The organism is Streptomyces sp. NPDC091292 (assembly GCF_044757265.1).
GTDB lineage: Bacteria > Actinomycetota > Actinomycetes > Streptomycetales > Streptomycetaceae > Streptomyces.
Genome location: NZ_JBIVUQ010000006.1, coordinates 31,768 through 49,193, shown reverse-complemented (window position 1 = coordinate 49,193; position 17,426 = coordinate 31,768). Strand labels below are relative to the sequence as shown.

Annotated in this window: 17 protein-coding genes; 7 read left to right on the top strand and 10 right to left on the bottom strand. The window is 70.8% G+C overall.

Features of this window, described 5'->3' with window-relative positions; translation table 11 throughout:
* Positions 1-3 precede the first annotated feature (3 nt).
* The 4 genes from ACIQNU_RS18645 to ACIQNU_RS18630 form a co-directional block, all read right to left on the bottom strand.
* The gene (locus ACIQNU_RS18645) at positions 4-1,098 is read right to left on the bottom strand and encodes an ABC transporter ATP-binding protein (RefSeq protein ID WP_401367248.1); all 1,095 of its coding nucleotides are present in this window, start codon (positions 1,096-1,098) and stop codon (positions 4-6) included.
* Between the two features lies 1 nt (position 1,099).
* Positions 1,100-2,131 carry a PotD/PotF family extracellular solute-binding protein gene (locus ACIQNU_RS18640; protein ID WP_401367246.1) on the bottom strand — a complete coding sequence of 344 codons (1,032 nt, stop codon included), beginning with the start codon at positions 2,129-2,131 and terminating at the stop codon, positions 1,100-1,102.
* Positions 2,132-2,326: 195 nt separating this feature from the next.
* Positions 2,327-3,145 carry an ABC transporter permease gene (locus ACIQNU_RS18635; protein WP_401367243.1) on the bottom strand — a complete coding sequence of 273 codons (819 nt, stop codon included), beginning with the start codon at positions 3,143-3,145 and terminating at the stop codon, positions 2,327-2,329.
* Positions 3,142-4,059 carry an ABC transporter permease gene (locus ACIQNU_RS18630; RefSeq protein ID WP_401367240.1) on the bottom strand — a complete coding sequence of 306 codons (918 nt, stop codon included), beginning with the start codon at positions 4,057-4,059 and terminating at the stop codon, positions 3,142-3,144. Before ACIQNU_RS18630 ends, ACIQNU_RS18635 begins: the two co-directional genes overlap by 4 nt.
* Before the next feature lie 271 nt (positions 4,060-4,330).
* On the opposite strand from ACIQNU_RS18630, the gene ACIQNU_RS18625 reads away from it, so the two are divergent.
* Positions 4,331-4,816: an Lrp/AsnC family transcriptional regulator gene (locus ACIQNU_RS18625; protein ID WP_401367237.1), complete on the top strand. Its 486-nt coding sequence runs from the start codon at positions 4,331-4,333 to the stop codon at positions 4,814-4,816.
* Between the two features lie 52 nt (positions 4,817-4,868).
* Here the strand turns inward: ACIQNU_RS18625 and ACIQNU_RS18620 are convergent, their stop codons facing one another.
* From ACIQNU_RS18620 to ACIQNU_RS18595, 6 genes are all read right to left on the bottom strand, one after another.
* Positions 4,869-5,339 (bottom strand): Lrp/AsnC family transcriptional regulator, encoded by a 471-nt coding sequence (locus ACIQNU_RS18620; RefSeq protein WP_401367235.1) that lies wholly within the window; start codon positions 5,337-5,339, stop codon positions 4,869-4,871.
* Between the two features lie 91 nt (positions 5,340-5,430).
* Positions 5,431-6,522 (bottom strand): methyltransferase, encoded by a 1,092-nt coding sequence (locus tag ACIQNU_RS18615; RefSeq protein WP_401367232.1) that lies wholly within the window; start codon positions 6,520-6,522, stop codon positions 5,431-5,433.
* A 19-nt stretch (positions 6,523-6,541) separates the two neighbouring features.
* Complete coding sequence (locus tag ACIQNU_RS18610) at positions 6,542-7,387, bottom strand: hypothetical protein (RefSeq protein WP_401367229.1); 846 nt, start codon at positions 7,385-7,387, stop codon at positions 6,542-6,544.
* Positions 7,368-8,840, bottom strand: coding sequence for a carbamoyltransferase (locus ACIQNU_RS18605; protein WP_401367227.1), 1,473 nt, complete (start codon positions 8,838-8,840; stop codon positions 7,368-7,370). The genes ACIQNU_RS18610 and ACIQNU_RS18605 overlap by 20 nt, the downstream gene beginning before the upstream one ends.
* Positions 8,837-10,051: an aminotransferase class I/II-fold pyridoxal phosphate-dependent enzyme gene (locus ACIQNU_RS18600; protein WP_401367224.1), complete on the bottom strand. Its 1,215-nt coding sequence runs from the start codon at positions 10,049-10,051 to the stop codon at positions 8,837-8,839. The genes ACIQNU_RS18605 and ACIQNU_RS18600 overlap by 4 nt, the downstream gene beginning before the upstream one ends.
* Positions 10,048-11,436, bottom strand: coding sequence for a B12-binding domain-containing radical SAM protein (locus ACIQNU_RS18595; RefSeq protein WP_401367222.1), 1,389 nt, complete (start codon positions 11,434-11,436; stop codon positions 10,048-10,050). The genes ACIQNU_RS18600 and ACIQNU_RS18595 overlap by 4 nt, the downstream gene beginning before the upstream one ends.
* Before the next feature lie 472 nt (positions 11,437-11,908).
* Here ACIQNU_RS18595 and ACIQNU_RS18590 point away from each other — a divergent pair, with 472 nt between their 5' ends.
* The 6 genes from ACIQNU_RS18590 to ACIQNU_RS18565 all read left to right on the top strand — a co-directional run bounded on the left by ACIQNU_RS18590 (position 11,909) and on the right by ACIQNU_RS18565 (position 17,414).
* Positions 11,909-12,709, top strand: a complete 801-nt coding sequence (locus ACIQNU_RS18590) for a DUF6071 family protein (RefSeq protein ID WP_401367219.1) — start codon at positions 11,909-11,911, stop codon at positions 12,707-12,709.
* 28 nt (positions 12,710-12,737) lie between these two features.
* Complete coding sequence (locus ACIQNU_RS18585; RefSeq protein WP_401367216.1) at positions 12,738-13,523, top strand: tyrosine-protein phosphatase; 786 nt, start codon at positions 12,738-12,740, stop codon at positions 13,521-13,523.
* Between the two features lie 235 nt (positions 13,524-13,758).
* Entirely contained in the window at positions 13,759-14,556 is a 798-nt protein-coding gene (locus tag ACIQNU_RS18580) for an SDR family NAD(P)-dependent oxidoreductase (protein ID WP_401367214.1), read from the top strand.
* Between the two features lie 16 nt (positions 14,557-14,572).
* Entirely contained in the window at positions 14,573-15,199 is a 627-nt protein-coding gene (locus ACIQNU_RS18575; protein ID WP_401367212.1) for a 2OG-Fe(II) oxygenase, read from the top strand.
* A complete protein-coding gene (locus tag ACIQNU_RS18570) occupies positions 15,184-16,680 on the top strand; it encodes a hypothetical protein (protein ID WP_401367209.1) in 1,497 nt (498 codons plus the stop codon). The genes ACIQNU_RS18575 and ACIQNU_RS18570 overlap by 16 nt, the downstream gene beginning before the upstream one ends.
* Positions 16,677-17,414 carry a 2OG-Fe(II) oxygenase gene (locus ACIQNU_RS18565; RefSeq protein ID WP_401367206.1) on the top strand — a complete coding sequence of 246 codons (738 nt, stop codon included), beginning with the start codon at positions 16,677-16,679 and terminating at the stop codon, positions 17,412-17,414. Before ACIQNU_RS18570 ends, ACIQNU_RS18565 begins: the two co-directional genes overlap by 4 nt.
* The last annotated feature ends 12 nt before the right edge of the window (positions 17,415-17,426 follow it).

Below are 17,426 nucleotides of genomic sequence, written 5' to 3'. Positions count from 1 at the left end.
CGGTCATTCGGCGAGCAATCGGGCGGCGTCCGGCCGCCAGTGCGCCCAGGCCGGACCGCCGGGGGTGAGACCGGCCGCGCCGGAGGCATGCGTCTGGGCGACGAACGTGCTGCCGTCGGCGAGGGCGAGGTGGTGGCGGACGGTTCCGCCGAGGTACACCGACTGCTGGAGCGTGCCCCGCAGAGCGGCGCTACCGGGCGGCACCGCGGGCTCCTTGCCGCACACCCCGACGTTCTCGGGCCGGACCGCGAGATGCGCCTCGCCGACGACATCCGTCTTCGGCAACGGCAGCACCCCGAGCCCTTCGACGGAGAGCGCGTGGCCGTCCGACGTTCCGGTGAGGAAGTTGGACGTACCGATGAAGGAGGCGACGAAGCGGCTGGCGGGCCGCTCGTAGACACCTTCGGGGGTGTCGACCTGTACGACCCGGCCGCCGTTCATCACGGCGATCCGGTCGGACATGGTCAGCGCCTCCTCCTGGTCGTGGGTGACCGTCACGAAGGTGACCCCGACCTCGCGCTGGATCTTCTTCAGCTCCAGTTGCATCTCGGCGCGCAACTGCTTGTCCAGGGCGCCCAGCGGCTCGTCAAGGAGCAGCAGCGAGGGCCGGGCGATCAACGCGCGGGCGATCGCCACGCGTTGCCGCTGGCCGCCCGAGAGCTGCGAGACGGACCGGTCGCCGTACCCGTCGAGCCGGACGAGCGCCAGCGCCTCGCGCACCGCGCCCGCGATCTCCGCCTTCGGCCGGAGCTTACGGACCTTCAGCTCGAAGGCGACGTTCGCGGCGACGCTCAGGTGCGGGAAGAGGGCGTAGCTCTGGAAGAGCATGTTCAGGTCCCGCTTGTGGGCCGGGACGCCGGTCGCCGGGACACCGCCGAGTTCGACGGTGCCCTCGGAGGGTGCCTCGAAGCCGGTGATCATGCGCATCAGGGTCGTCTTCCCGCAGCCCGACGGGCCCAGGATGGAGAAGAACTCGTTCTGCCGGATGTCGAGGGTCACGTCCCGCACCGCGTGGGTGGAGCCGAAGACCTTCCCGACACCGGAGAGCCGGACGGCAGGAGCTGCGGGGTTCGTGGGGATCGTGGGGTTCGTGCTCATCTCAGGACGCCTTGACCTTCGTCCAGCCCTGCTGGAAGTACTGCATCGCCGGGCCGGGGTCGAGCAGGAAGTCGGCCTTCTCGATGGCGCTGTCCGAGGCGTAGATCGCCGGGTTCTCCAGCGCCTTCTTGTCCTTGATGTGCTCACGCGCTGCCTGGTTGGTGCTCGCCGACGAGCCGTCGTCGGTGGCCAGCGCGGCGACCTCGGGACGCAGCGTGTAGTTGATGAACTCGTACGCCGACGTCAGGTTCTTCGCACCCTTCGGTATGGCGAAACCATCGGTCCAGATCGAGCCGCCCTCCTCCGGGATGACGTAGTGCACATGCTCGTTGGACTGCACGACCTTCGCCATCGCGGTGCCGCTCCACGCCTCCGCCGCACACGCCTGCCCGGTGGACAGCAGTTGCGGGTAGTTGGTCGAGTTGTAGCCCGCGAGGATCTTCTTCTGCTTCTGCAGAGCGGAAGTGGCCTCGGCGATCTCGGCCTTGTCGGTGCTGGTGGCCCGGTGCCCGCTGACCTGGAGGCCGGCGATGTAGGCGGCCAGCATGTTGTCGAGCATGTACAGCTTGCCCTTGTACTGGCCGTCGAACAGGGTCTTCCAGCTCGTCGCCGACTTGATGCACTTGTCGTTGTACGCGAAGCCGGTGGTCCCCCAGATCCACGGGACGCTGTACTTGTTGCCCTTGTCGTACGACGGGTCGCGGAACTTGGCGGCCAGGTTGTCCAGGCCCTCGATCTTCGTGTGGTCCAGCGGCTCGATGAGCTGCTGCCCGATGAGCTGCTGCACGGTGTACTGGCTGGGCTCCACCAGGTCGTAACCGGACGAACCGGAGTTCAGCTTGGCGGACATCGTCTCGTTGCTGTCGAAGGTGTCGACCGTCACCTTTATGCCGGTCTCCTTCTCGAACCCCTTGATCACCGAGTCGGGGATCTCCCCGGCCCAGGCGTAGACATGCAGGTCCTTGCCGCCGCCGGAGGAGCCCGCAGAGGTGGAGCCGGAGCCACCGCAGGCGGTGGCGGCCAGGGCGGTCACGGTGAGCACCGAGGCGGCCCGGAGTGTTCTCGAAACGGTGATACGGGGCATGGCGAGCCTTTCAGGGACGTACCGGTGAAGGTGCGCGGGCGGGACGGACGTACGGCGCGACGGTGCGGGTGGGGACGCCACGGTGCGGGTGGGACGGTGCGGTGCGGGTGGGACGGTGCCGTCGGCCGTGGGGCGGCCGGGCGGTCATTCGGGGTTGTCGCCGATCAGGACACGGCGCATCTGCCGCAGCCCGGCGCCCAGGATGATCACGAAGGTGAACAGCACGAGCAGGGTGCCCAGGGCGTTGATCTCCGGGGTGAGCCCCGTCTTGAGCAGCGAGTACACGCGCAGCGGCAGGGTCGTGGTGCCGACGCCGCTGGTGAAGGTGGACATCACGATGTTGCCGAAGGAGATCGTGAAGCACAGCAGCCAGGACGCGAGCAGGGCCTGCTTCAGCAACGGCACGGTGACCAGCCGGAACCGCTGCCACGCACCGCAGCCGAGGTCGGCGGCGGCCTCGTCGAGCGCGGGATCCAGGGCGCGGTGCGCGCCGAGGACGATCAGCGCCGCGTACGGCAGGGTCACCACCAGGTGGCCGAGGACCAGCGTGGTCAGGCCCAGCGTCGCCTTGAGCGTCCCGAACACCGACAGCAGGGCGACACCGAGCACGATCTCCGGGATCACCAGCGGCAGGAACAGACTCCCGGAGAACACCGCCCGGCCGCGCGCGCCGAGCCGGGCCATCCCCATCGCCGCGAACAGCCCGCCGGCGGTGGCCAGCGTCGCCGAGATGATCCCCGCCTTGGCACTCACCCACAGCGCGGACAGCAGATCGGTGTCCTGGGCGAGCACCCCGTACCAGCGGGTGCTGAACCCGGCCCACTTGTAGGTCACGTCGGAGTCGTTGAACGACAGGACCACGACGACCACGATCGGGATGTAGAGGAAGACGATGACGCCCCGCGCCAGCCAGGCGGTGACGGTGTCGGGCAGTCGCCCGGGGAGCCGGGTACGGGCGCTCATGACGTCTTCCTCCTCAGTCGGCGGGCCGCGCTGCCCAGGACCGCCACCGACACGATCATCAGCACCAGCAGGACGACGGACGCCGCCGCGCCCATGGGCTGATTGCGGAACTCGGTGTACAGCGTGACGATCAGGTTGCCGACGAGCTGGTTCTTGCCGCCGCCGAGCAGCACCGGGATCACGAACACGCCCAGCGTCGGGATGAAGGTGAGCAGCGCGGCGGCGAGCAGTCCGGGCCGCACCATCGGCAGCAGCACCTTGGTGTGCACGCGCCACCAGCCGCACCCCAGGTCCCGCGCCGCCTCCCCGAGCGCGGGGTCGACGCCGCGCAGCGTCGCGTAGATCGGGAAGATCGCGGTCGGCAGGAAGGCGTAGACGAGACCCACGAAGGAAGCGCCCTGGCTGGGGATCCACTGCGTCGGCCCGGAGGTCAGCCCCACGGCGTCCGTGAGCGCGTTGACCGGTCCGCCCGGACTGAGCAGGTTGATCCAGGCGAAGGTGCGCACCAGGAAGTCGGTCCAGAACGGCACGATGATCAGCAGGAGCAGCAGCCCCTGACGGCGGGGCGGCCGGCCCGCCAGGTAGTACGAGACCACATAGCCGAGCGCCAGACAGACCACCGTGTTCAGCGCGGCCATGCCCAGGCTGTAGCCGAAGACCTTCAGATACACCGGGTCGAACAGGTCGCCGTAGTTGGCGAGGGTGAAACCGCCCTGGATGCCGCCGTAGGCGTCCGGTGTCGCGAAGCTGTTGCGCACCACCAGGACGAGCGGCACGAGCACCAGCGCCACGACGGTGACACCGGCCGGGGCCAGGAGGGCGAAGGTGACCGCCCGCTCCCGCAGCCGGCCTGCGCGCGCCGGGGGCTTCGGCGGCGCGGGGGTGGAGGTCGCCGGCACGGCGGTGACGGTCACCCAGGCCCCCGGACGGCGGAAGATGGTGCTGCCTGCATGCGCTGAGCCTCCTCCGGAAACGGTCGCGCACGTCCGGATGATCGCCCGGTCGTGCCGTGAGGCATAGCTTCCGCTGCGGAGCGCGCCGGTGAACAGGGCGGTCCACATCGAATCCAGTGGAAACGGGGTCCGAATTCCACGGATCTCGCAATGGGCCCGCAATAACGCAGGATGAAGATGTACGGAACAGCGGAACGAAGTACGGAACGAAGTACGGAACGGAGGTGCCGGTGTGATCGACGACCTGGACCGGAAGATCATCGACCAGTTGCGCGTCGACGGACGGAGGTCCTTCGGCGAGATCGGGCGCTCCATCGGCCTGTCCGAGGCTTCGGTGCGCTCCCGCTTCCAGCGGTTGCAGCGCCGGGGAGCGATCCAGGTGGTGGGCATGACGGACGCCGTACGGCTGGGCGAGATGGAGGTGCACCTCGCGGTGCGCGTGCAACACATCCCCGTGGCCCTGGTCGCCCGGGAGCTGTCCCGGATGCCCGAGGTCCGTTACGTGGCGTCCTGCGTCGGCCCCTACGACCTGATCGCGGATGTACGCTGCCGCGACCTTGAGCACCTGTCCGAACTGCTCACCGAGCGGGTGCGGCGGGTGAACGGGGTGGCCCACGCCGAGGCGCTGACCGTCCTCGACGTGGTGAAGGACAGCTATCTGTGGGCGGGGTTCCGGGAGGTCCCGGCCGGGCCGGACGAGCGGATCCTGCCTCCGTGACGGGGGCGGCGGGTGGCGTACGGGTTCTCGGTGACGGGCGGAGTACGGCCGCTCAGCGGTCGGTCACGGCCTGGCCCACGGCATTGTCGAGACCGTCCCAGGAGTAGTCCTTGAACAGCTCCAGGAGGAGCAGCACCTGCACCCTGGACACCCCGGGCAGCATACGGATCTCGTCGAGGAGCTGCACCAACTGGCCCTGGTCCCGGCAGGTGCCTTCGAGGAAGATGTCCTGACTGCCCGCGCAGAGCGCCACATGGTTGATCATCGGCATGCCCGCGAGGCTCTTGGCGACCGCGCGCGGGGTGAGGTCGCGGACCCTGATCATCAGCCGCACTGATTGATGGCCGAGCGTGAGCGGGTTGCACAGGGCGACGATCCGCAGCGCGCCGCTGTCCTGGAGCCGCGACACCCGCTGGCGCACGGTCGCCTCCGAGACCCCCAGCTCCCGGGCGAGCACCGTGTAGGGCGTACGGCCGTCACGGGTGAGGGTCTGCATGATGCTGCGGTCCAGCTCGTCGATCAACGAAGGCACCTCCTGCCTCGACCGTACGTGATGACCGGCATACGTAGCCGCGAGGGAGCCCGCGAGAAGGGCAACGTTCAGCAGGCCACCGCTACGGCGCCTCCCTCCGCTCGGGGCTGCCCGCCGTGCGGCGGAACTCCATCACCGTGGCGCCCCCGGGCAGGCGCTGGGACGTGGCGAAGGCGAGTCCGGCCCGTTCGGCGAGGCCCGCGTAGTCGGACTCCGCACGTTTTCTGCCGCCCAGGAGGACCAGCATGCGCAGATCGTGGGAGGTCAGCCGGCGGATCTCGGAGAGGTCATCGGCGGCGGCCGGTCCGTCCCGGAACACGCGCTCGGCGATCAGCACCCGGCCGCCCTCGGGGACGGCGGCGGCGCAGGTACGCAGGATCCGTACGGCGCTCTCGTCGTCCCAGTCGGCCAGCACACGGGAGAGGAGGCAGGTGTCCGCACCGGGCGGGAGACGGTCGAACATGTCGCAGACCACCGCGTCGGCCCGCTCGCGGAGCCCCTGGTGGGCGAGGCAGCGGCGGGCCTCGGCCACGGATGCGGCCTGGTCGGCGACAGTGCCGCGCAGGTGCGGGTGCGCGGTGAGGATCTCCTGGAGCAGGGCTCCGGTGCCCCCGCCGACATCCATCACGTGCCGCACGTCCGACCAGTCGTACGCGGTCCCGATCCCCCTCGTGGACTGGGACACCTGGGACATCAGCCGGTCGAACGACTCGGTTCGCGCGGGCGACGCGGCGAGGTCCTTCCAGAACGGGGCTCCGTGGACCTTCTCGTAGACGGAGGTTCCGGAGCGGACCGCGTCCACCAGGTGCGGAAAGGTGGTGTCGAGCCGCCCTGCCACCTCGTCGGCGTCCAGCCACTGCCGCAGGTTGGCCGGGTGATCGGCGAGCAGTTCCGTGGCCAGTTCGGTGAGTGCGAAGGTGCCGGGTTCCGGCTCGGCGAAGATGTCCCGGCAGATGAGGAAGCGCAGCAGCCGTACGAGCGCACGCGGGTCGGCTCCTGCTGCCTCGGCCAGGTCGGGGAGCCGGGTGTGTCCGGCGGCGATGTGGTCGGCGAGGCGGAGGGTGGCCGCCGCACGTACCGCGAAGGGGGTCACGATGTCGGCGATCTCGGCGAGTCCGCGCGGCTGCTCCGGGCGGTCGGGCCGACCCGTGGCCGAGGTGGGCGCGAGGGTCATGTGGTCCTCCACGCGAGGGTCATGTGTGCCTCCAGAGGGGCGTCGCGGGGGCGACGGCCGGGCAGGTGCAGGGCCGGACGGGACCGGGCGGGGTCGCTCCGCCCGGCGGGGGGTGATCCGGGAACGGGCGGTCCGGTGGCGGAGCGCCCGTCGCCCGTGGAGCCGCCGCCGCGGCGACGCGGTCGGCTCCGGACGACGGCCGCTCGTCGGGTGACGGCCGCTCGCCGGGCGGCCCGGCCAGCACGGCGAGCAGGGCGGCGGCCTGGCGCCGGGTGCGGCAGCGGAGTACCGGGGTGTCGGCACCGCGCAGGGCCGCGTCGATGACGACCAGGTCGCGGCGCCGGAAGAGCAGCGCCTTGCGGAGCAGCGCTGCCACGCTGAGCACCGGCGGATCGCCGGACTCCCGGAGCCGCCGTGGCACGTACTCCGGCCGCCCGGCCCCGGCCGGCCGTCGCCGCCCGCGTCCGGCAGGTGGCGATGCCCACCGGGGCGCCGGACGGTCGCGGGCCGCGCGCCGAAGGCGCAGGCTCCGCCGTGCCAGCGCCGCCGCGCACAGCAGGGGGTGGCGGTCGAAGAGCACGACGAGGTCGGCGGCGCGGACGCGCGGTTCGGCGCTGCCGGCGTAGTTGCCGTCGGCTATCCATCGCGGCAGGGCGCACAGCGCGTGGACGTGGCGGTTCCACTCGTCGTCGTCCGGGCGCGACCAGCCGGCCGACCAGTAGAAGTCGTCGAGGTGGTAGAGCGGCAGGCCGGTCGACGAGGCCAGCAGATGGCAGAAGGACGTCTTGCCGCTGCCGGGGCTGCCGAGCACGGCGACCCGCCAGGGCGCCCGCCCGAGCGGCGGGTCACAGAACGGGGATGCCATGGAGCTTCCCGAACCGCGCCGCGTCCTCCGCGGTGTTCACCAGCGGCTCGCCCTTGATGTTGAGGCTCGTGTTGAGCAGCATCGGACAGCCCGTCTCCTCGTGGAAACGCCGAAGCAAGGCGTGGAGGAACGGATTCTGCCGCTCGTTGACGGTCTGCACCCGGCTGGTGCCGTCGACGTGGCAGACGGCCAGATGGGCCCCGGGATCCCGCGCCGTCCCGACGAACTGCATGTAGGGACTGGTCGGTACGGGCAGATCGAACCAGGTGTGGGCGTGTTCCTCCAGGACGATGGGTGCGAACGGCCGGAACGGCTCACGCCGTTTGATCTCGTTCACCCGGCGCTTGGCCGTGGCCGGACGGGGATCGGCGAGCAGACTCCGGTTGCCCAGCGCCCGGGGGCCGAACTCGGCCCGGCCGTGCGCCACGGCCAGGACATCGCCACGGACGAGCCGTTTGAGGGCGTCCTCGGGATCGGGCTGCCCCTCGATGTCGTGGCCGAGATACGGCCCCGGCCACCGGATGTGCCGCCCGAGGTGGGCGAGGGCCGAGCCGACCGAGCTGCCCGCGTCCCCGGGGCTCGGCATGATCCAGATGGTGTCGAAGAGGCCGGAGCGGGCCAGGCGGGCGTTGTAGGCGCAGTTGAGGGCGGTCCCGCCGGAGAAGACCAGATTGCGGGAGCCCGTCTCCTTGGCCGCCCAGGCGAACAAGCCGTCCAGCAGCCGTTCGGTGACCTCCTGGGCGCTCGCGGCGAGCGTGGCCGGGTCGGTCAGTTCGGGCCGCCAGTCGGCGATGCCGCGGTGCACCGAGCGGGAGAGGCGGAAGTGCGGCCAGTCCGCCCGGCGGACGAAGTCCTTCCAGATGACGTCGGCCAAGTCCGGTGTGCCGTAGGCCGCCAGGCCCATCATGATGTACTCCTCCTCGTTGGGCTTGAAGCCCGCGCGCTGCGTGAAGGCGGAGTACAACAGGCCGATGCTGTGCGGGTAGTTGACCGTGGCCACCCGGTCGAGACGGTCACCGCGTCCACGCCACAGCGAGACCGTGTTCCACTCACCGATGCCGTCCACGACGACAACGGCGGCCTCGGGCAGCCCGGAGGTGTAGTAGCCGCCGGCCGCGTGTGAGTGGTGGTGGCCGACGCTGCGTATGCGCGCTCCACGCAGTTGGGGAAAGCGGCGCAGATAGGAGCGCAGCCCCACCGGGTCGGCCGCCAGACCCAGTTGTCCGGAGCGGAGCTGCCGGGTGCGCTTGAGGAGGGGGCGTTCGTAATGGACGACTTCGTCGACGCGGTCAAGGTGGGCGAGGGCCGCCGTGAGCGCGTCGGCGGACAGCGCGGCGTCGTTCTTGCGTCGGCTGTAGCGCTCGCAGTGCGTCGCGAAGACGAGTTCGCCGTCGCGTACCGCGGCGACCGCCGCGTCGTGACCACGGCAGGACAGGCCGAGGATGTGCGTCATGGGGCGCCACCTCCAGTGGTGGGCGACGTCGCGGTCGCCGGGGCTGCGGCGACGCCGGCACGGCGGTCGGCCGGGCGGTCGGTCACCGCGTCGAGGAGCCGCGCGACGCGCGCCATCCGCGGCCGGTCCGCGAGGGACACCCGGAAACAGCCGCGCAGGCCGGGCATGTCGGACAGGGAGCGGATACGGACGCGATGGGCGGCCAAGTGGTCCCGTGCCGCGTCCGCGGTGGCGGGGTCGGGCGACCAGAAGGTGGCGAAGTTGGCGCCGGGCTGGAGCACACGCCACTCCGGGTGAGTGGCCAGCACCCGGTCCACGAACTCCTCCCGTACGGCACGGACGTCCCGCCAGATGTCCCGCCAGCGCTCGCCCTGCGGTGCCAGACGCTCCAGCAGGGCGACACCGGGGGCACCGACCGCGTTCTCGGCGCGGAAACGGCCGACGTGCTCGCGGAGATCCGGGTGGAGCAGCAGCGCGGCGACACGCAGTCCGGCGAGCGCGAACGCCTTCGAGTAGGAGTGCACCACGACCACATGGGGGAACTCCGCGACCAGCGCCGCGTGGGAGACCTGGACGAAGTCCCCGTACGCCTCGTCGATCACCAGCAGATGGCCCAGCGCCCCGGCGGTCTCGGCGAACCTCCGCATGGCCGACGCCGCGAACAGCAGCCCGCTGGGGCTGCCCGGATTGGTGACTGCCGCCACGCACGGGCCCGGCGCGCTCCGCATTGCGTCGAGCAGCGGCTCCGGGTCGGCCACGGGCGGCGAGCCGACGACACCGGGGACTCCGGTCACCCGGACCCGCCGCAGCGACGCGTAGTGGCGCCATGCCTCGAAGGCGGGTTCCTGGAGGAGCAGCCGACCCACCGGGCGGACGAGCGCGTCCACGACGAGGCCGATGCCGTTGTCGGAGCCGGCGGTGAGCAGGATGCGGGTGGTTTCGAGGCCGTGGTAAACGCGGAGTGCGTCAAGGGCCCGGTCCTGGAAGGGGTACGCGAGGGTGTCCGCCAGGGTGAGGGCGGCCAGTTCGTTCCCGACCAACTGGTCGCTCCAGGGGTGCTGGAGTTCGCAGCTCTTGAGGTTGAGGGCGCCGGGGCGGCGCTCGCGGGGCTGCCAGGTCAGGCCGAGGGTTTCGGTGCCGAGCGGGAAGCGGAAGCCGTCGAGGTCGGCGGTGCGGACGGGACCGGACGCCTGGTCCTCCGGGCCGGTCACCGGGCGGTTCGCTGCGGGATGCGCTCGTGGACGCTGGTGAGGTGGTCCTCCCGCCCGAAGAGGAAGGCGTAGCGGGCGTCTGCCTCCGGGCGCGGCGGGGTTGTGTCGGAGGCCCGGCCCTCTTCCTGCCCCTCTTCCGGCTTTACTTCTGGCTCGCCGGAGATCAACTGGCGGTTGAAGCGGGCTACTTGATGAGTCGTCATGTCGGCGGTCATCTCGTGGAACGGGGTGTACATGGTCGGGCGGACCCGGGCGCCGACCGAACGGGCCAGTTCGAGGGTGCGTGCCGTGCCCTCGGTGGAGGTGCCGGGCAGCCCGACGATGATGAAGGCGTTCAGCTCGATCCCGGCCGCGTCGCACCACTCGGCCAGCGCACGGAACCTCCGCACCTCGGTGCGTTTGCTCCGGGGCAGCCCGCCCTGGCCCTCCGCCTCCAGCGTCTCCAGCCCCACCGAGATACGGACACACCCGGCCCGGCCCATCAGCGCCACCAATTCCTCGCCGAGGTGGTGGATGGTGGTCGCGCACTTCCACCGCGGTGAGACAGGGCCCTCGATGAACCGTTCGCACAACTCCCGGACCCAGCGCCGGTCGAGCGTGAAGGTGGGCGCGTAGAAGGCCACGTATTCGAAGGGGTGACGGTCGTAACTGTCCCGGATGTAGTCGATGACGGCGTCCACCGGCATACGGCGCTCGCGCAGCCCGAAGATCTCCGGGACTTCGCAGAACTCGCAGCCCACCGGGCATCCCCGGGCCGCTGGAACGACCAGTTCACGCCGGAACGGAATCCCGCAGAATTTGTGCTCGTCCTTGGCGTAGAAGCGATCGTAGTCCTGGTAGGGAATCTCGTCGATGTCGGGGAGAACCCACTGTTCGGGATCGAGCCGGGCGCCGTGGCCGACAGGCTCGATCCAACCGTCGCCGTGCCGTACCGCGACGCCGGGTAATCCGGCCAGGAGGGCGTTTTCAGGACCGGATTGCGCGAGCGCGTTCACGTACGCGGCGACTCCGCACTCGTAGTCCCCGGACTGTACGACCGCATCCAGGTCGAACTGGCGGAAAAACCCGGGATTGAGGCTGGAGAGCCGACCGAAAGTGATCAGCCGACTGTGCGGGGAAAGCCCGCGCGCGTACTCGGTGAATCGCTCCAGGCCATCCACCGCGTCGAAATCGTTCATCACCGCGATGACGTCATATCGGCCCTGATAGAGCAGGTCTCCGACACCCTTCCAGTTCATGCTCAAGGTGCCGGCCTCACAGCTTTCGACGCGCCCTGTCGAGGGCTGGAGGCGCAGATGTCCGGCCACCATGTACAGCGGGCTGTGGTGACCTGCGTTGAAGTAACTCGGTACGTGGGGCGGCCAGATCAACAGCACGTCGGTCATGTGGGATCCCTGGTGTCGACGGGTCGGACCTGCGGTTCACGGGTCCGCCGGGCGGTATCGCCCACGACGGGCGCCGCTCGACGGGGAGGCAGATCGCGCGGTCAGTGCGATGGCGGCTATCCACAAGATCGGAATTCCCGACGCGGGAAATCGACCTGGCGAGGCAGAGAGGATGTACCTAGCACAGGATGTGTTCTACCTCCGCCGTGCCACCTCCGCAATGGTGCTCCCTGGCCGATCGACTCATTCTCGGTGGCCGAGCGGAATGGCGCGAGGTGAAAAGTTCAGGTCAGGCGGCAGGCGCAGGGAGAGGGATCCGCCCTGATGTCTCCACGTATGGCTGAAAGCATCGAGAAGCGGATGCGGTCCTTACTTGCCTGCGGTTGCCGTCCGGAACAGCGCAGTGCTTCAATCCGAGTCAGCCGGCGGCAGGTTGTCGCGCTACTTCCATGTGTGGTGCTGGAGGTAATTGATGCTTGTGTACGCGAACGGCTGCTCCATGACGTACGGTGCCGAGTTGGTGGATGATATTGACCAGGACCCCGCTCTCCAGCGGTATAGGGAGGATCATTCCTGGCCGGCCAGGCTCGGTGACTTCCTGGACGCCGATCGTGTGGTCAATGACGCGGTGATCTCCGGCTCCAACGACCGGATCGTACGGACCACCATCGATTGGCTGGCCGAGCATGGTGAGACGGCGGAAAACGGCCATCTGCTGGTCGTCATCGGCTGGTCGGGGGCGATGCGCCGCGAGTTCTACGTGGACGGCGAGTTCCGGCAGGTCATTCCGTACCAGCCGCAGCAGCATCCGGACGTCCAGAAACTGACCGATGTCTACCGTGAGGTGGCCTGGAACGACCGGGAGTGCGGAGCCCGGCTCAGCACGCAACTGCTGTCCCTCCAGTCGTTCCTGAGTCTGCACCGGATTCCCTACCTGTTCTTCGACGCCATCGAAAGCTCCTTCGACACCCTCGGGCGGGCCGGCCTCGCCGAGCGCGGCGGCACGAGGATGGTGGACCGGTCACGCTTCTATCGGTTCGGCGACGCCGACGGGTCCATGGCCGATGTACTGCGGGCGTCCGGTACCGGGTGGAAAGGACGGCACCCGGCCGAGGACGGGCACGAGACGTGGGCGCACAAACTGGCGGCGCACATCGTGTCCGGGCAACTGCTGCGCCGCCCCACCGCGGCACCCCCCACGGCGCCTACCGGCCCCGCCTTCACCCGCCGACGCGCCTTCCGGCCCGCGAACCGCGACTTCCTCTACCCCTGACACACCTTTCCTGGAGAGGCACAGCCAGATGGAAACCCCACGGCTCGTCCCCGAGGCGGTCAACCTCCGTGCCGTGTCGCCCCCGGGTGTGGTGCCCGGCCGCATCTGGCGCGCGGGCGCCGGGGGGTCCATGGACGCACGCACCGCCGCCGAACTGGCGGGGCTCCATGGCCTCCGGACCGTGATCGATCTCCGGTCGCGGGGCGAGACGGAACGCTCGGGCAGCCCGGCCGCACTCCTCGCGCACCGAGTGCGCTGGGCCCGAACTCCGCTGACCGGCTACCCGCGTGACATCGTGCACGTCCCCCGGCCGACCCCCGACCACTACGTCCGCTACTACCACGCCATTCTCATGAACAGCGCCACCGGCGGCATCCCCGGACTGTTCGGCGCCCTGGCCGACGCGGCCGGCGAACCCTTCCTGGTCTGCTGCCATCTGGGCAAGGACCGCACCGCCGTGGTGGTCGCCGCCCTGCTCTCCCTGGCCGGAGCGCCCGACGGCGTGATCGCCGCCGACTACGCGGCCAGTGGTACGGCGCTGCGTCCGATGCTCGACCGCTTCGAGCACAAGTGGCGGGCGCACGACTGGACCCGCGAGGACTATCTGATCCACCTCGACACACCGGCCGTGATCATGCGGACCTGGCTCGCCGAGCTGCGACAGCGGCACGGCAGCGTCCGGTCCGCGCTGATCAGCGCCGGGGCCGACCCCGGAGACCTGACGGCCCTCGCCACCACGCTCACCGATCCGCGACCGACCCGACCGCCCCGACCGCCCCGATTGACCCGGGAAGAGCGCGAAGCCCGGCCCTGAGCACCACGCCCGTCGCTCCGCCCGGCGGTGGAGGCAAGGAACAGGTCAGCCGTGGGACACCCAGAAAGCCGCGACCGGAGTGCCCGGGGCGGCACCTGCCGCTGCGGCCGGATCCTTGCCTCTTCCTCCGGGACGGAGAAGCTCACGGGTCCCACCGCTCCCGCCCGACCCCGCCGGCCTCCGCCCCCGTACTCGCCATTCCCCGTCTCCCCAACTCCAGGCGACAGGAGCCCTTATGAGCCCCCCGCCCCCCGCCACCCCGCCCGCCGCCCGTCCCTACCGGGGCGCCGTGGTGATCGGCGGCACCCACGGTCTGGGCCGCGCGCTGGCGCTCGGCGCGCGTGAGCGCGGACTGCTGACCGTCGCCTACGGACGCACCGCCGCGTCACTGGACGACACCGAGGACCTGCTGCCCCGATTCCTCGACCTGTGCGATCCGCACAGCGTACGGACCGCCTCCGTGGACGTCCCCAGACCCTGCTACGTGCTCTGGGTGGCGGGGGCGTTCCTGAAGAAGCCGCTCGTGGAGACCACCGAGTACGAGGTGGAGCAGCTGACACGGCTGCTGTTCACCGGCCCCGTGCTCTTCCTGCGGCGGCTGCTGGCCGGCGCCGAAGGGCCCGTCCACCTGATCACGATCGCGTCCTCGTCCTCCTGGAAGCGGCGAGAACAGGAGTCCCTGTACTGCGGGCTGAAAGCCGCGCAAGCCACCTTCGTCCGCAACCTGGTACCCGAGATGATCGCCGCGCACCCCGAGAACCGGGTCACGCTGGTCAACCCCGGCGGCCTGGCCGTACCCGACTTCCACACCGGACTCGCCCTGGACTTCGGCGCCATGATGGACCCCGGCCGGGTGGCCGAGATCGTCTGGGACATCGCGACCGCACAGCGGCAGGCGTTCACCGAGGTCCAGATCCTCCGCAGCCGCGCCCCCGGTTCCGAGGGCACCCCCGAAGTCTCGTACGGGGCCCGCGCGCCCCAGCCCCCCGAGGAACCCGCCCCGACCGCCGCCCCTCACGCCCCGCACCACTGACGGGAAGGACAAGCTCTTGCTGGACCTGAACGCGCCGGTGGAACGGCACGACGAACCGTATCGGTGGGCCGTGGTCCACTCCGTCATCGCGGAGCCGACCACCCGTGTCCTGCGCGACGAGATGCCGGCACCGGGGGATCTCCACCCCGCCGAACGCACCGGCGACGGCGACAAGACGTACCGGATGGCGGTCCTCCCGCTGATCCATCGCGGCGCACACGAACCCGGCATGGCGAAGGTTGGGGGGACGTGGCACGAACTGGTCGCCCACCTCCAGTCGGACGCGTACCGGGCCTGGGTGCAGCGGACCATCGGCATCGATGTCACCGACACCAGCATGGACATCGGTCTCTTCGTCTTCCAGGGCGGCGACCGCATCTCCGCGCACACCGACAAGGCGGGCAAGCGTGCGACCCATGTCATCTACCTCAACGACGACTGGGCGGGGGAGCACGGCGGCCAGTTCGAGGTACGGACGGGCCCCGACCTGTCCGTGAGTCCCTATGCCACGGTCGTACCGGGCGGCGGGCGCTCGGTGCTCTTCGCCCGGTCCGAGCGCTCCTGGCACGCGGTCGCCCCGGTGGCCGCCCACGCCCCGCAGTTCCGGCTGACGTGTCAGGTGGAGATGTGGAACCGCGACTGACCTCACCCATCACCTCCTCCACGCGCCCTGGCGCGCCCGACACCGCCACCCCCCTCTCACCCCCACGCACCCCGACCGGACACGTCCCCTACTGGGACATCGAGGCCGGACCGCCGCTCTCCGACGAGCTGCGGATGTCCGGGTTCAAGCACCTCATGGTGGTCTGCATGGCCGCGGCCGGGCTGTCGGAGCAGCCCTGGGAGCTGTACAACGCACCGGACCTGACCGACCGACAGGCACTGGCGGGCATGCTGCGGGTGCTCGGCGCACGCGTCGACGTCGACGGGACCGAGGAGCGGATACGGATCGACGCGGCCCCTCTGACCGGCCACCGGGTCCCGTCCGACCAGTCGGCCCAAGTGCACGGCGGCGCGTATCTGCTGCCCGTCCTGCTGGCCCGGAACGGGCGGGTCGAGTCGGGGGCGCACGGCGGCTGCCGTATCGGCGACGGGCGCGGGGGAGGCCGGCCGGTCGCCCACATCGCCCAAGTACTGGAGCGCTTCGGAGCCGTGTGCGACACGGACGGCGCCGGGCTGACCGCGACAGCTCCACGCGGCCTGCGGGGCGCCGTGATCGACCTCGCCGACTTCTCGACCCCCGACCCGCACCGCGGACTGCCCACCGGCCCCCACTACTCCGGGGCCACCAAGACCGCGCTGCTGACGGCGGCCACCGCCCGCGGCACCACCGTCCTGAGACACCCCTATCCCAAGCCCGACGCCCAGGAACTCGCCCGGGTCATCGCGCAGGCCGGCGTAGCGGTGGACGTGACGCCGGACGCCATCGAGATCCAGGGCGCGGACGGCCCCATCGGCGGCGCCTCCGTCGTCCTGCCGTCGGATCTGCTGGAGGTCGTCACCTTCGTCACGGCGAGCGTCCTGCTGGACCGGGCGCTGACCCTGCGGCTGACGCGCCCCGACGTGGTACGGAACGGACTCGCCCCGGAGCTGCGCCACCTGCGGCAGATCGGTACCCCGCTCAGCTGGGACGGCGACCTGCTGCGTGTCCGGCCGGCGGCGGGCCCGCTCGCCCCGGACCGGGTCGTCGCCGCGTCCCATCTCGTGTACAGCGACGCCCAACCGCTCTTCGCGCTGCTCCTGTTGGCGGCCTCGGCGCCCTCGACCCTGGTCGAGACCGTGTGGTCGGGGCGGTTCGGCTACGTCCACGGGCTGCGCTCCATGGGCGCACGGCTCACGGTGGACGGGCAGGAACTGCGCATCCACCCCGGCAGGTTGCACCCGGCGCCCGGCCCCTTGTGGGGGCCGGACCTGCGCGCCGCCGCCACGCTGCTGCTCGCGGCCCTGTCCGTCGGCACCCCGCACCGGCTGTTCGGCGTGGAACACCTCGCCCGCGGCTATGCCCGGCTCCCGGACAAACTGCGCACCATCGGCGCGCGCATCACACCCGGAACCACCACCGCGCCCCCGGACTTACCGGGCCTCCAGGAGAAGTTCCCCGCAGAAGGAGGCGATCCACGATGACCGACGGCGCGCCGCGCGCGGACACACTCGCGTCCGGCTCCTCCGGCACGGTGCTCGACCTCGCCGCGCTACGGCGGGCAGACCTCGCCGCGCGGCCCTATCACTGGGCGGAACTCCCCGACACCCTGCGCGGAGCGGAGGGCCGGACCGCACACAGGCTGGAGGCGGAGTTCCCGACGCGCGGTTTCGAGCTGACCGAACGGACCGACGGCGGCGCGGGCAAGACCTACCGCACCCGCAACCTCCCCCTCATCGCGCAGGGGCGTCCGGTCGCCGACAGCCGCTCCGCCCTCACCCCTCTGTGGCAGCTTCTCGTCGACGAACTGGCCGCGTCCGACTACCGCGAGGCGGTCGCCGAGGCGACGGGCCGCCCGCTCGACGGCTGCCTCGTCGAAGCACGGGCGGTCCGCTACGGCCCCGGCTACTGGATCGCGCCGCACACCGACCGGGCCGACAAGGTGGTCACCCAACTGTGGTACTTCAACTCCGTGTGGCCGGCCCACTGGCGGGGGACCCTGCGCATCCTGGGGTCCCCCGATCCCGACGACGTGCGGGCCGAAGTCGCGCCCCGGCAGGGCTCCTCGGTGCTCCTGGTCCGTTCGGATGAATCCTGGCACTCCGTCACCCCTGTCTCCTCCGACGCGGCAGAGGACAGGCGTACCCTGCTGCTGCACTTCGTCGACCCTGTGGCCGACACCGCTCCGGGCGGTGCGGCGCCCGGCGCGGACGGGTGACGGATGGGCGGA